The organism is Streptomyces sp. NPDC037410, from assembly GCF_055602235.1.
On sequence record NZ_JBVJWR010000007.1, the window covers coordinates 260873 to 274522 of the forward strand.

14 protein-coding genes are annotated in these 13650 nt (G+C 70.5%); 3 read left to right on the top strand and 11 right to left on the bottom strand.

From position 1 onward, the window contains the following. Positions 1-2: 2 nt before the first annotated feature. Genes ACZ7HT_RS14455 through ACZ7HT_RS14480 form a run of 6 tightly spaced genes read right to left on the bottom strand, consistent with a single transcriptional unit; the run spans position 3 to position 5151 of the window. Positions 3-1106, bottom strand: coding sequence for a glycosyltransferase family 4 protein (locus tag ACZ7HT_RS14455; RefSeq protein ID WP_471164641.1), 1104 nt, complete (start codon positions 1104-1106; stop codon positions 3-5). Continuing rightward, complete coding sequence (locus ACZ7HT_RS14460; protein WP_392047663.1) at positions 1103-1639, bottom strand: dCTP deaminase; 537 nt, start codon at positions 1637-1639, stop codon at positions 1103-1105. Before ACZ7HT_RS14460 ends, ACZ7HT_RS14455 begins: the two co-directional genes overlap by 4 nt. Next, a complete protein-coding gene (gene dcd / locus ACZ7HT_RS14465) occupies positions 1636-2175 on the bottom strand; it encodes a dCTP deaminase (protein WP_389645508.1) in 540 nt (179 codons plus the stop codon). The genes ACZ7HT_RS14460 and dcd overlap by 4 nt, the downstream gene beginning before the upstream one ends. Beyond that, the gene (locus tag ACZ7HT_RS14470) at positions 2172-3386 is read right to left on the bottom strand and encodes a bifunctional UDP-sugar hydrolase/5'-nucleotidase (protein ID WP_471164646.1); all 1215 of its coding nucleotides are present in this window, start codon (positions 3384-3386) and stop codon (positions 2172-2174) included. The genes dcd and ACZ7HT_RS14470 overlap by 4 nt, the downstream gene beginning before the upstream one ends. After that, a complete protein-coding gene (locus ACZ7HT_RS14475) occupies positions 3383-4702 on the bottom strand; it encodes a UDP-N-acetylglucosamine 1-carboxyvinyltransferase (RefSeq protein ID WP_471164648.1) in 1320 nt (439 codons plus the stop codon). Before ACZ7HT_RS14475 ends, ACZ7HT_RS14470 begins: the two co-directional genes overlap by 4 nt. Continuing rightward, positions 4699-5151, bottom strand: coding sequence for an ATP-binding protein (locus ACZ7HT_RS14480; RefSeq protein ID WP_471164651.1), 453 nt, complete (start codon positions 5149-5151; stop codon positions 4699-4701). The genes ACZ7HT_RS14475 and ACZ7HT_RS14480 overlap by 4 nt, the downstream gene beginning before the upstream one ends. A gap of 170 nt (positions 5152-5321) precedes the next feature. Between ACZ7HT_RS14480 and ACZ7HT_RS14485 the strand changes: the two genes are divergently transcribed. Next, the gene (locus tag ACZ7HT_RS14485) at positions 5322-6608 is read left to right on the top strand and encodes a helix-turn-helix domain-containing protein (RefSeq protein ID WP_471164653.1); all 1287 of its coding nucleotides are present in this window, start codon (positions 5322-5324) and stop codon (positions 6606-6608) included. Continuing rightward, complete coding sequence (locus ACZ7HT_RS14490; protein WP_471164656.1) at positions 6605-7132, top strand: flavoprotein; 528 nt, start codon at positions 6605-6607, stop codon at positions 7130-7132. Before ACZ7HT_RS14485 ends, ACZ7HT_RS14490 begins: the two co-directional genes overlap by 4 nt. A gap of 470 nt (positions 7133-7602) precedes the next feature. Here the strand turns inward: ACZ7HT_RS14490 and ACZ7HT_RS14495 are convergent, their stop codons facing one another. From ACZ7HT_RS14495 to ACZ7HT_RS14515, 5 genes are all read right to left on the bottom strand, one after another. Continuing rightward, entirely contained in the window at positions 7603-7824 is a 222-nt protein-coding gene (locus tag ACZ7HT_RS14495; protein ID WP_200692523.1) for a hypothetical protein, read from the bottom strand. 570 nt (positions 7825-8394) lie between these two features. Next, positions 8395-10065 (bottom strand): relaxase/mobilization nuclease domain-containing protein, encoded by a 1671-nt coding sequence (locus tag ACZ7HT_RS14500; protein WP_471164659.1) that lies wholly within the window; start codon positions 10063-10065, stop codon positions 8395-8397. Beyond that, the gene (mobC, locus tag ACZ7HT_RS14505; RefSeq protein ID WP_471164661.1) at positions 10066-10512 is read right to left on the bottom strand and encodes a plasmid mobilization relaxosome protein MobC; all 447 of its coding nucleotides are present in this window, start codon (positions 10510-10512) and stop codon (positions 10066-10068) included. It lies immediately after the preceding gene. Between the two features lie 904 nt (positions 10513-11416). Continuing rightward, a complete protein-coding gene (locus tag ACZ7HT_RS14510; RefSeq protein ID WP_471164663.1) occupies positions 11417-12112 on the bottom strand; it encodes an ATP-binding protein in 696 nt (231 codons plus the stop codon). Beyond that, positions 12109-13002: a hypothetical protein gene (locus ACZ7HT_RS14515; RefSeq protein WP_471164860.1), complete on the bottom strand. Its 894-nt coding sequence runs from the start codon at positions 13000-13002 to the stop codon at positions 12109-12111. Before ACZ7HT_RS14515 ends, ACZ7HT_RS14510 begins: the two co-directional genes overlap by 4 nt. 267 nt (positions 13003-13269) lie before the next feature. Here ACZ7HT_RS14515 and ACZ7HT_RS14520 point away from each other — a divergent pair, with 267 nt between their 5' ends. Then, positions 13270-13554 carry a helix-turn-helix domain-containing protein gene (locus ACZ7HT_RS14520; RefSeq protein WP_471164665.1) on the top strand — a complete coding sequence of 95 codons (285 nt, stop codon included), beginning with the start codon at positions 13270-13272 and terminating at the stop codon, positions 13552-13554. The last annotated feature ends 96 nt before the right edge of the window (positions 13555-13650 follow it).

The window sequence follows — 13650 nt, forward strand, 5'->3', positions numbered from 1 at the left end:
GATCAGGCGAGTCGCCTGCCGAGCTCGGCGAGGGCTTTGGCGGTGGCGCTCAGAGGGAACCGGGCTGCGTTGGTGGCGCCGGCCGCGCGGAGCGCTGGCAGGAGGCCGGGGCTGGTGCGGAGGCGGTCGAGTTCGCGGGCGACGGCGTGCGGGTCGGCGAAGTCGGTGGCGAGGCTGGTGCCTCCCAGTGCCTCGGTGAGGCCGGGGACGGGTTGGTGGAGGACAGGGAGGCCGCATGCCTGGGCTTCGAGCGCGACGAGGCCCATGGCCTCCAGCGTCGTGGAGGGCATCACCAGGACGTCGTGGTCGGCGAAGGTCCTCCAGAGCTGTGGCCGGCGTAGCCAGCCGAGGTAGTGGACGTGTACCCCGCGCTCGTGAAGGCGGGGGCGAAGGGCATGGAATTCGGCTCGGGGTGCGGCGATGGACAGCTCGGCGGACTGAGTGAGCGGGAGGGCTGAGAGGAGGGTGTCGAAGCCCTTCTCGGGGGTGAGGCGGCCGGCGTACAGGATCCGCAGGTGGCTGGAGGGCTGGTTCCGGCTCCGTGGGGGAGGGGTGGCGATGAGGTGGTCGGGGATGCCCCAGGGGATCTTCTCGATCTTGCGGCGTCGGGTGTCGGGGGCGAGGAGGAGCAGCCGGTCCGCCATTGCGCCGGTCGGCACCACGATCGCGTCGGCGGCCCAGGCTGCCTCGCGCAGGGTGGCCAACTGTTCGGGGTGCGTTTCGGCGAAGAGGAGGTCGGTCCCGTGGACCAGGGCGATCCGAGGGAGTTTCGGGAAGGCTCTGAGCAGGGCCGGCGTGGCGCCGAAGGCCAGGTGCTGCAGATGCAGGACTCCGGCGTCATCCGGATCTACCGCCTCGACCAGGGCCCGCTGGAGGGTGGCGACGTAGCGGCGGAAGGCGTACCCGGTCAGGCACTTTCCCGGCGCCTGCACCAGCTCCAGACCCGCCGGCATGGGCGGCCGCAGCCCCCTGTGCTCGGGCGCGAGCATGAAGGCGCGGGCGGGCAGGAGGGGAACGCGGCCGGTGTACAGGTCGAGGAAGAGCTCGACGCTTCCGCCGGGGCTCGGGAACGGCAGGTCGAGGGCCGTGACGACGGTGGGGTTCACGCGGGGCCTCCCGGGTTCTCCTCGTAGAGGCGGGACGTTTCGATGCCCTGGCTGGCCCGGTACTTGAGGCCGTGGTTCTGGTAGCTGGCCGTGGCGCCGAGGGCCTGGAGGAAGACGAGCTTCCCGAAGGTCATGTGCGGGTAGACCCGGACCGGTCGGCTCGCCCGGATCTCCAGGGTCCAACGAATGGCGTGGCCCTGGTGCCCGAGGGGAGCGGAGACGTGGACCCAGATGCCGAGCGCCCCGATCGTCCGGTCACCGTTGAGGAACTGCGCGTACGCCTCCGAGCCGGTCCGCTCGTACGTCGTCCCCAGGTAGAGGACCTCCGGCCGCAGCACGTACCCGGACTCGGGGATCGGCACTTCCTGGAAGTCGGTCGGCCTCGCGGCGTCCAGGGAGCCGTCGTGGAAGCGCAGGGTGTCGCCGAGACGCCAGTCGTAGGCGTTGGGGGAGATCCTCCGCGGCTCGTACGGTTCGATGGTGATCTCGCCGGCGGCCCTGGCGGCGGCGATGGCGGGGCCGGTGAGGATCACGAGGCCACCGCCCCGAGGGCGGCGAGGTCGCGCCAGTACGCGGAGGGCTGGGGGCCGGCGGACGACTGGTACTTGCCCGCGTAGAGGGCTACCGGGCCGACCGACACGAAGAACATGATCTGGCCGATCCGCATACCCGGGTACACGCGGAGCGGTCGGATCGGGGAGAGCATGAGCGTCCACTGGCCGTGGAAGCCGATGTCCCCGATGGGAGCGGTGATCTCCACGAACAGGCCGAGGCGGCCGATTGAGGAACGTCCGAAGAGCAGGGGTACGAAGGTGTCCGAACCGACCTCCTCGATCGTGTGGCCGAGGTAGAGCTGGCCGGGCTGAAGCTCGAAGCCGTCCGGACCGATCTCGATCGACTCGGTGGCGTTCGGCCGGTGGGCGTCCAGGGCGTGTCCGGTGTACGTGAGCAGGGTCCCGCCGAGACGGACGTTGTAGCTGTTCGGGTTCACCTGCGTCGGCTCGAACGGGGAGATACGGATGCGGCCGTCGGCCGTGGCCTGGGTGATCTCGGGGCCGGTGAGGATCATCGGGATTCTCCATCGGTGAGCGTGCGCTGCACGGCCTGGCTGAGACGGATGCCGGCCTGCCGGGTACGGCCTCCGAGGTACGCGTCGGCGAGATAGCCGGTGGTCAGTACGGTCGGCAGGCGGTCGGGCAGGGGACGGGGCGCGGACACGACCGGGCCCGTCTGCGCGGTGAGGTGGGCGAGGAGGGCCGCCGGGTCTGTGAGGAAGCGCTCCGGCACGTGGGCGTGGACGAGCTGGTTGTCGAAGGGCTCGATGGCCAGGAGGTTGCCCTGCGTGAGTGCGGTCCCCAGCCAGGGAGACCGAAGTGCGGTCTCGTTCAGCAGGACGGCGTCGGCGCCCAGACCGTTGTGGAGGCGGTCGGCGACGTCGGTGAGCAGGGCGTGACGGTCGAGCAGGCCGTTCGCGTACGGGGCCCGGAGCGGACCAAGCGGCGTGCGCAGTTCCTCGTGGATGGCGTCGATGGCTTCCTGTACGGGGGCGAGTTCTCGGGGAAGGACGGCGGTAGGGGGGAAGGAGTCCACCTGGGCGGTCCAGCCAGCCCCCACGGGCTCGGCCAGCGCGTACCCGGCCGCGAGTTCACGCCCCTTGAGGACGAGTGTGTCTCCGACGGGCACCGGTTCCGGCCGCTCGCTGTGGCAGTGCCCGGCGAAGACGACGTCCAGGAACGGGCAGGCAGCAGCCAGTTTGAGATCCTCTTCGAACCCGGAGTGGCTGAGCACCACCCAGGAGTCGGCCTGGTGGTGATGGGTCAGCATCAGCTCGCGCAGTGCCTGGACCGGCTCGATGACACGGTGGTCGGCGCGCTGGCCGGCCGGGATGGCGTTGAACGCCTGCGGGCCAATGATGCCCGTGACGGCGACACGTCGGGCGCCGACGCGCACCAGACGGACCGGGTGGAAGAGCAGCTCGCCGGTTCCGTCGTCGACGGCGTTCGCGCACACGGTGATGTCGAAGAGGTCGGGCTCGAAGTGGTGGCCCCAGCCGTGGTTGCCCGGGGCGACGGCGTCGTAGAGACGGACCAGGACGTCCCGCTCGATGCGGCCCTGACCGAGCCGGTAGTAGCCCGTGCCCTCGAAGAAGTCCCCACAGTCGACGACGAAGCTGTCGTGCCTCATGGCGTGCAGGTGCGCGAGCATCGGTACGGCGTCGTCGAAGGCCGAGTGGAAGTCGGTGGTGGCGATGATCCGCTGGAGGTGTCTGGCCGCGGTCATGGGGTGACCTCGCAGATGTCGGCGCCGAGGGCGAGGAGCTTGCCGGGCAGGTCGGCGTGGCCGCGGCGGATCTGGTCCACCCCGCCGAGCGTGGTGACGCCACGGGCAGTGAGGCCGGCGACCATCAGCGCAGAACCCGTGCGGATGTCGGTCGCCTCCACTCCGGCACCCGTCAGCCTCTGGGGGCCGGTGAACCGACATTCAGTCGAGGACAGTTCGGTGATCTCCCCGCCCATGCGGACGAGCTGGGGGATGAGGTTGCTGTGGCGCCCGGGGTTGATCGGGTCCGAGAACAGGTGCGTGCCGGGGAAGCCCAGGGCGAGGCCGAGGAGCGGCGGTTCGAAGTCGGCGTCGAGGCCGTTGGGGGCCAGGGTGGCCATCGCCCGCAGAGGTCGGCCGGTCGGCTGGGTGTCCCGACCGTGAACGACCAGGGTCTCCGGTTCGTCGGACGTGGGGATGCCCATGCGGTGCAGGGCGGCTACCAGCGGCGCGACATCGGGTCGGTGGACACCCTCGATCCGCGCGGTGCCGCCCGTTGCGGCCACGGCACAGGCCAGAGTGCCGGCCTCGATCTTGTCTCCTGGGACCTTCCACACGGGCAGGTCCTCCGAAACGGAGGCCGGCGGGGCGACCGTAAGGACGCGCTCACCGGCACGACACTCGTACCCCACTGTCATCAGTGCGTTCAGGACGCCGAGGACCTCCGGGGAAAGGTTCGGCTGCCCGAGCCGAAGCGGCGCACCCGCCACCATGGCGCGCAGCACTGCGGCGATCGTCGCCCCGCGCGAACGGAACGGCAGGACCAGCGACACCGTGCCACGGACCGCCTTGCCGGCTTCGACCACGTACCCGCCGTCATCCACGCGGACGCGGTCGCCGAAGGCTTCGTACACCTTGAAGTGCTGCTCCATGCCACGGTCGCCGATCTGGCATCCGCCCGGCCAAGGAAGTCGGGCCCGGCCGCGCAGGGCGATCAGGGAGGGGACGAGGTAGTACGAGGCGCGGATGCTGGACGCGGCCTCGCCCAGGTTGTCGGGCGTCGCGGTCGCCTCGCCGGGGAGGACGAGGACGGTGTGGCTGTCACCGACCGGGTGGGCGATGTTCCAGCCCGCCTGCCCCAGCAGGTCGAGCAGCGTCTGGACGTCGGAGCTGGCGGGCACGTCGTCGAGACGGACGGGGCGAAGGAGGGCGGCCGCAGCCGCGACGAGCGGGAGCGCGGCGTTCTTCGAACCGTCGACCGTCACGGCACCGGCGAGGGGCCGGCCGGGCCGGATCGCGATGACCTGAGACGTGACGGCGGGGACGCGGGTACTCACGTACAACTCCTCTGCGTAGGAAGGGGCAAGGCGGCAGCGGCCCCGGCCGGAGGCGGGGCAGCCATGTCGATCTCGGCCCAGCTGCACTTACCGGACGCCGTCGGCGCCGCGCCGAAGCGGTCCGCGAGCACGCCGACCAGGAAGAGCCCACGACCGCCCTCGCTGTCGTCGTCCGGCAGCGCCGGTTTCGGCAGAGTGCGGCTCGCGTCACTGACCTCCACCCGCAGAACCGCGCCGGAGAGCCGGGCTACGACGCTGATCGGCTGATGACCGGCGTAACGGACCGCATTCGTGACGAGCTCGCTGACGACCAGCTCGGCCGTGTGGACGGCTTCCGACGTCGCTGTCACCGCCGGCCAGGCGGCTATGGCGTCCCGCATCTGGCGTCGTGCCGTGGGCACGGCGACCGGCGTCGGCGGGAGAGAGAAGGTGAGCTGGTGCGCTTCCACGAGCAGCCTCCAGGAGTCGGATCGACCACCCCAAGGAACCGCGCTGGACGCTCTGTTCGCGACGCTCCGTGCCCGTACTGCATCTTCTATGCAGAAGCTGCATGACGCCCCTGTACCGCTCGCCTACGCTCGTTCGCAGGGGCATGCTCGGCGTGGACGGAAGGGCATGGATGGCAGACGTGAAGACCGAGGCCGAGAAGATCGGCGAGACGATCAAGCACGCCCGTCAGCGCACCGGCCGCTCGCAGACGGATGTTGCCACCGCCCTGGGCTACCACCAGTCGAAGGTCAGCCGCCTGGAGAACGGACGGGGCACGGAAGACACTCGGGTCTTACGTGCCGTCGCCGCCGAACTCGGCATCCCTCACCATCTCCTCGGCCTGAGCGACCCCGGCCCGTCCGCAGAACCGACCGACGATCCCGAGACAGAAGACATGCGCCGCCGCACCTTTCTCGCCGCGAGCATCGCGTCTCTCGCGGCCCCCACCGCACCTGCCACGCCTGCCCACGACGACCTCGTCCGCGCTCTCCTCCCCGGCCCACGCACGGCTTCTGCGCGGGTGGACGGCATGGATAGGGAGTCCCTGAAATCACGGATCGCCTTGGCCCGGCGCCTCTTCTACACCTGCGACTACGCAGCGTTGGAGGCTACTCTTCCCAGCCTCATCGTCGACCTGAGCGAAGCTGCGGGCGGCGATCACCACGGTGACGCGGCGATGGCCGGGCTTCTTGCTACCGCCTACCAGACCTCCACAAGCCTGCTGCTCAAGCAGGGAGACCACGGCAACGCTTGGCTCGCCGTGGGCCGCGCCATGGCCGAAGCGGAACGCTGTGGCGACCCCGTCGTTCTCGCCTCCAGCGTCCGCGTCCACGCCCACGTCCTGACCCGCGAGAAGCACACCGCCCAGGCCGTCACCCTGGTCCGGCACACCGCGGGCCAGCTTGCAGGCTCATACGACCAGCGCTCCCCGCGCTACCTCGCGGCAGTAGGACTCCTTCTCCTGCGAGGCGTGACTGCCGCCAGCACGGCCGGCGACCGTGCCGCTACCCGCGAATTCCTCGACGAGGCCCGGGACATCGCCCGCTACGTCGCACTCGATCGCCCCGATGCCTGGGCCAACTTCAGCCCCACGAACGTCGCCCTCCACGCAGTGAGCGCCTCCGTGGCCTTCGGTGACGCCGGCATCGCCCTGAACACCGCCGCGCCCCTCATGCGCCGCCACATTCCCGTCCCCGAACGCCGGGCGGCGCTGTGGGTCGAGGCCGCCCGCGCCTACAACCAGCAGAGCCGCCTCGCCGAGGGCTACCAGGCTCTCCGCATCGCCGAGACCTGCGCCGCCCAGGACGTACGCCGTCCCGCCGTCCGCGACCTGGTCGCCGACATGGCCGCCCGCGATCGGAGACGTACGCTGCCCGAACTCCACCACTTCAGCCGCCGACTGGGAGTCCCCGCGTGACCGCACAGCCGTTCCTGTACGTCGTCGTCTGCGCCGCCGGCATCGCGGGCGACGCCCACAAGCTGATTACCGCCGCGCAGGAGCAGGGCTGGGGCGTCGGCGTCATAGCCACGCCACAGGGCCTCGGCTTCCTCGACACCGAGGCGATCGAGGCCCAGACCGGCTACCCGATCCGCTCGGCATGGCGCAGCTCCGGCGACCCGCGCCCCCTCCCGTCTGCCGACGCCATCGCCGTCGCGCCGGCCACCTTCAACACGATCAACAAGTGGGCTGCTGGCATCGCTGACACCCTCGCGCTGGGCATCCTCTGCGAGGCGTACGGGATGGGTATTCCGACGGTCGTCCTGCCGTACGTGAACGCGGCCATGGCCGCGCATCCGGCGTACGGCCGGAGCCTGGACCAGCTGCGGGAGATGGGAGTGCTGGTCGGGGCGTACGAGCCGCACCGGCCGAAGGCGGGCGGGGGAGCGGACCGCTTCCGGTGGGAGGAGGCGTTGGAGCTGCTGGAGGGCAAGATCGACTGATCGCGATCCGGCCTACCCTCTCAGCATCGTGGTGGGCGTGTTCCGAATCGGAACAGGTTCGTTGTTCCGAAACGGAACGGCGCGGGTGTTCCGAATCGGAACGCGAGCGCTGTTCCCTCGGGGAACACGGTGGCCGTTCCTTCAGGGAACGCGTTCGGTGTTCCCTGAAGAAACGGGCCCCGCCTCCGTACGGCCAGTACTGGGGAGCGTGCCGTGGAACGTGGAGTGACCGCCTTGTTCAGTAACTGAACGGGACGGCCGTTCAGTTACTGAACGCCCAAGCCCCCGAAGTTAGGCGGTGATGGCGTACGTCAACGACTCGGGCAGCGGCGGTGTGGGAAGCGCCGGCGGTGGAGACGCCGACGCGGATGATTCTCGAACTCGACGTGGATTGCGAACCTGCGGGTCAGGTGGGTTGCTCGCCCGAGTGACTTTCGGTGCGTTCCAGGGCTACAGGGGTAGGGGCGCGATCAGAGATACCGCCTCAGCCAGTCGGGCATGCTCGGCTCGTCAAGTCCCCAGGACTCCTGGAACGATTCGTCCTCCTGCCAGGTGTTCTCATCGCCGTCGAAGAACTTCTGCCGGTGGCACTTGTACTTGACGACGGTGTCGCCTTCGAGCCTGTACTCGTTCCAGTAGTAGTTCTGCTTCCCGTGGCCTTTCCACTCCTGGGTCTTGTAGATCGTCGTCATGAAGTCGGAGTGTAGCCGGGGCGCTGAGGCGGCGTTGCGCCTTGGCTACGGTGTTGGCCGTCCACGGTGCGCCCGTAGCCGTGGCCCGTAACGACGTCGTCCGGCTGCACGAGATCGAGAACGAACGCGATCGACTGCAAGAAGCGCTGAAGGAGCTCCGCGAGGAACTGGCGGCCCGCACGGAAGTAGAAGCACCCCGCTCAAGGCACCGCCCCAGGGGAATGACACGAAACCTGGAACGATCAAGATGACATGGAACGTGGACTCGCAAGGATGCCCAGTTCACAGCGCCGACGTGTGGCACCAGGACGCGGATCGTACAACCCACTTGACGTGCGCCTTCCCCCTCAACTGCGGGGCCTTGACTGAACGCCACCGCCGCTCAGCAACTGAACAGCGGTGTGCCGGTGCTCCGAGGCGGAATAAGGGGCGCGTTCCGCGCCGGAGCGAGGTCGCTGTTCCGACGCGGAACGGTATCCCTGAGAACGAACCGCGACCTGTTCACCAGGTGAACGCCCCGGCCGTTCACTCAGTGAACGTGCGGATGCGCCGCTCGGGGCAGGGACCGTGTCAACGGCTCCTGGGAAGGGAGTCTGGCCGCGTCGGCCTTGGCGCGGGTGAGGCAGGACCAGGCTGAACTCTGCCTGCTGTCCTGTCGTGCGGAGGCTTCTCGACTGCCAGATCTGGAAGGCGCTTCAGGCGCCAGGTGAGGACTTCGGTGAGGTTGGCGGCGGTGTCGAGTTCTCGGTGGCGGGCGGCTTGGGCGAGGAGCGCGACGGGGTCGTGGCCGACGGTGGTGGCCTCGTTGAGGGTGGCGGCGAGGGTGGGCCAGGCGGGTTCGGCGAGGATCTGCTCGGCCAGGTCGGGCAGCGCTTGGCGCACCACGGCGGCCTGCCGCTCCAGGAGCGGCCGGGCGAGGCGCCGGCCCCGGTGATGGATCACGGCCAGTGGCTCGGCGGCTGCGGCCCGGTAGGCGACACGCAGGTGCTCGGCTGCTTGTCGGGCGGCTTCGGCCTGCTGGGTGTGGTTGCGGGTGCGGTGCCAGTGCTGGGTGGCGATGACCGCCAGCAGGAGGGCGTCGAGGACGGTCGCGAGGAGGGCTCCGTCCCTGGGTGGGGGCACGCGCAGGACGGCCTTCACCGCCCGTCGCGTGGCCTGGGCCTGCTGGTGATGAGCGCGGACGCGGGAGCGGCCGGCGCGCTCGAACGCTGTGGCTGCCTGGAGCAGCTGGGACTGGAGGCCGACGGGCGCGACCAGGGGAAGTGCATCGAGTGCTTCGGCGAGGACGGCGATGTGGGCCTGTCCGGCCTCATCCTCGCCGTGGGTGAGGTGGTCGGGGGTCCGGTCGATGGCGATGGAGAGCCGTCGCCAGGCCGGCGTTTCGGTCTGGTTGGCAGGCGACGCCTCCGTGGCCGCGAGGCGTTCGGCGATCTTGGGGTAGGAGAGGTCGGCGGCGAGGGTGGAGCCGGAGAACCAGACCGGCTCGCCTCGGCCGTTGATGTCGTCGCCGAGGGCGACCTTGTAGCCGCGGACGTCCCCGGACGGGAAGTACTGGACGTCGACGAGGGCTCCGGCCCCCTCGACGAGCCGGAAGAACTCCTCGGTGGACGTGGCCGCCGAGACGGCGGTGCGGACGATAGTGCGAAGGTGCTCGCGGGGGATCCGGACGTTCCCCGTACGGCGGGCCTTCTCCTGCTCGGCCCGCGTGGGGCGTTTCGCGGCGGTGCGGTCGCCGCGCGGGACCTGGCGGAGCCCGTACTCCTTCTCGATGGCGACGAGTTCCTTGTCGGCGCGCAGGAAGTCGTTCCAGTTCCGTGGTGGACGGAGGTCTCCTCGGACCTTGGTGGCGACGATGTGGATGTGGTCGTTGGCGTGGCGGACGGCGACCCAGCGGCAGGCGTCGGGGTCGCCGGCCGGTGCGATGCCGGTTGCGTTGAGGGCTCGGCGGGCGATGGTGGCCCACTCGTCGTCGGTCAGGTGGCGGTCTTCGGGGGCGGCGCGGATTGAGCAGTGCCAGACGTGGTTCTTCGGCGCCTTCGGGCCGGCCTGCTTGACCCGTAGGTCGAGGACGTCGGCGAGCTGGGCGAGTGTGGCGGCAGGGTTGCAGCCAGGGTCGGGCACGAAGTCGTCCCACGCGGCGACGAGGTGGGGGTCGGTGTGTTCGTTGGCGCGGCCGGGCCCGTAGAGGTAGTTGAGGACGCCCCGTGTTTTGTGGCCGGGCTTGACGATGTTCGCGATCAATCAGGCCGCCCAACGGTTCGTGGCGGCCACATGGGCGGCGGCATCGACCGCCGAGACCGTCTCCTGGACCAGGGTCAGGAGACGGCCGGCCTCGGCGAGCACGGCGGCGTCCACCGGGTGCGCCTCGTCACCGGAGTTGAGGCGCTTGGCGATCTGGTTCACGTTCCGGCCGATCCTGGCGACCTGCTTGCGCAGGGCCGCGTACTCGTCGATCAGGTCGTCGATGGCGGTGCGCTGCTCGGGCAGGGCGAGGTCGCCGTTCAGGTGGGCCATGACGATGGCCCCAACGAGATGCGCCCCGGCCAGGCTGAGGCGGCGGGCCTCGGCGAGGATCGCCTGCTTCTCTTCGACGCTGTAGCGCACGTCCACACGCTCCCGACGCTGCACTTCCTGGCGGGCACGGCGGCGGGCGACTCGGCGCAGCGCGGCCTCGTCCGCCGCACGCACACCCCCTGCCCCCGGTGCGCCCTCGCGCCGGGGACCTGCCTCCGCCACCCCCGGGGCGGAGGCTTCCGCGTTGGACCGGCCCTTGGACGGTCCAACGCCATACCTTGCTCCGCCCGGGGCAGGGGTCGTCACCTCCTGCCGCGTGGAGGGAAGTTCGTGGTGCGGGTTGTGCATGTCTGGTCTCCGTTTCTCTCGTCGTTGTGTGGATGATCGGTGAGGGCATGCACGCGGTGGCGAAGCGCAGCTGAGTCGGAGATCCGCGGGGTCCGTCGTCGGCTGCGCAGGACGCCGTGCTCGGTCCCCGTTCCTGAGCCCTTGGTCCCTGGTCCCCACCGCGGTCCCCGGTCCCCTGGGGACCGGTCCCCACGAGGCTTCGGTGCCCGGTGGTCGGTCCCGCATCGGGGACCGCCTCGTAGCGGGGACGGTCCCCCCTTACTCGGCCCCAGGACCGATGCTCCTGCCTCGGCGGTACCTCGCTCTGTTGGGGACCGATCGGGGACCGAGCAGGACGGTCCCGGCGTGCGAACTCCCCAGGGACCGCCTCTGCACGCCGCAGGGGACGGACGCGGGGACCGTCCTCGCGGTGCCCTGAGCAGCGGTTTCGTGCCTGTGGCGGCGGGTTGCGCCCCGTTCCTTCCGGCCTCATCGGTCCCCTGGCGCAGATCCTTGCGGTCCCCGGTCCCGCTTTTGCCGCGACCTCTGGCTGGGGATCGGTCCCCACGAGCGTCGGGGACCGGTCCCCGGTATTCGGCGGGGACCGACGGGTCGTCAGGGGGACGGTCCCCAGGGCGGGGGACGGTCCCCGCTTCCGGCGGGTTCGGTCCCGCGTACGGTCCCCGCTGGACCTGTCGGGATCCCCGCAGGCCGGGGACTAACGCGGTGTTCCGGAGCCCCGGGAGGGAGGTCAGGCCGCGGGGCGGCGTCTGCGGTCGGGGCCGTCGAGGATGACGCGCTCGGTCATCTCGGCGAGGCGGGAGGCGACGCGGTCTCCGAGAGCGGTGCGTAGGTCGGCGGTGGGGAGGTTGGTGGTGATCAGGGTGGGGCGCAGGTGCTCGTACCGGTGGTTGATCAGCCGGTAGGTGAGCTCCTCGGTCCACTCGCTGGTCTTGGCCGCTCCGAGGTCGTCCAGGAGCAGCAGCGGGCACTTGGCCAGGGCTTGCAGCTCGCGCTCGCTGTCGAAGCCGAAGCGTGGACGCAGGCGAGCGTACAGGTCGGCGGCGGTGACGGCCTCCCAGCGCAGGCGGACCCCGGCGGCGAGGAGGGCGCGGATGGCGCCGTACGCCTGGTGGGTCTTGCCGGTGCCGGTGGGGCCGGCGATCAGCAGGGAGGCGCCCTCCGAGATGCCCGGTACGCCTGCCGGTCCGGGGCGGCCGGCGCGGGCGATCTCGTCCACCCAGGCGGTGACGTGGGGGTGGTCGGTCAGGGCGTGCCGGTAGCGGGCGGGGATGCGGGCGTCGGCCAGCTCCAGTGCGGTGACGGGCTCCGGCGACGGCTCGTGCGTGGTGGCGTCGGGGCCGATACCCCGCTGGGTGAGGATGGAGCTGAGGCGGTCGGTGATCCGGCCGACCTGGTGCGGGTCCCGGGTGAGGGTGGCGGTCACAGGTCACCCCCGTAGGCGGCGTTGACGTCAGCGGGGTTGGTCCACGGCCGGTGGGTGGAGGCGGGCGCGGGCGTGGGGGCGTTCATGGCCTCGTGGACGAGGCTGGGCAGGGTGCTCGGGTGCAGGCCCTTGGCCCGGTGGCGGGCGAGGCCCGCCCGTACGTGGACGGGGTCGATGCCCTCGTCGAGGAGCTTGCGCACCTGCCCGCCGAGCTGGCCGAGGACGTCCCGGGGCGGTCGGTGCGTGCACGCGGCGGCGTACTCGCCGATGAGGTCCTTGGCCGAGACCGTCTGCGGTGCGGGGGCGCTCGCGCCCCCCAACGGGGTAGTTCCTAGATCCCTGTTCCTAGGTCCTAGATCCGGACCGTGAGGGCTCACTGCGGGCTCCGTGAGCCCTCCCCGCGTCTGCGATGACGGCTCATGGGGTCCATCCTGACCTGCGGATTCGTCGTTCACGGATATCTCCGTGAGTCCTCCCGGCCGAGTCAGGGAGGGCTCCGTGACCGCTCCGGGCACCTGCGGTGAGGGCTCACGCGGAACGCCGAGGTCGTGGTGCGGGCACGGGGGATTGCGGACGCCGCTGGGGCGGTTGATCTTCTGGTGCTTGGCGAAGGTCACGATGTGCAGGTACCGCTTGCCGTCGTCACCCTCGTAGCGGCAGATCAGCCTGGCTCCGTCGAGCTGTGTGAGGTCGTCTTCGACCTCCACCGGCCCGTGCTCGCGGCGCAGCGACCACAGCAGGCCGGCGATGACGGCGGCCTGATCGCGGAGGCGGCCCTGGTCGTCGGCCTGGGTGAGCAGCCCGAAGAAGGTCCGCTCGGCGGACAGCGACACGGACGCGAGGGACTCCGACGCGAACGCCTCGGGCTTGATGGTGCGGATACGGGCGATGTCGATCGACCACCATTCGAAATCGGGAAGGGGGCAGGGAATCCGGCGGCGCCGGGGTGCGTGGACAACACAGCCACACCCGGTGCGTGAAAGTCCAGACTTGGTTCTGGAACCCTTCACAAGTCGTCTCGCCCGTGGCCCGGTGACCGTAGGCCAGAAATCCCGGTTGACGAAACCATCGCCGGAAATCGCCGTGTGATCCGCATCGCTCACGGCAGACAGGAATGCCCTTCCGAAAGGGCCGGCGCGCAAGCTACAACACCACCCATGCCGCCACGCCCCCTCGGAATCGGACCCGCCGGACAAGCCGCCGCCCACGCCATCGAACGCACCCGCACCACCTGCGGCTACTCCCAGCGCCAGCTCGCCGCCCGAGTCACCGCCCTCGGCCGGCCCATGACGTTCACCGCGCTCTCCCGCATCGAACGCACGGTCAGGCGCTGCGACATCGACGACCTCGTCGCCATCGCCACGGCCCTCGGGGTCGCCCCGCAGGCCCTCCTCGCCGGCCTTCGCACGCACCCGGAGCCGGTCGGCGCGGGCGCAACATAGCCGACGATCGCCGGTTAGCCTAACCGGGAATTCTGCGGATGATTGTGGGTCCCGGAACGCCCGTCGTGCCGGTCCCTGCCAGAGCTATGTCCATTC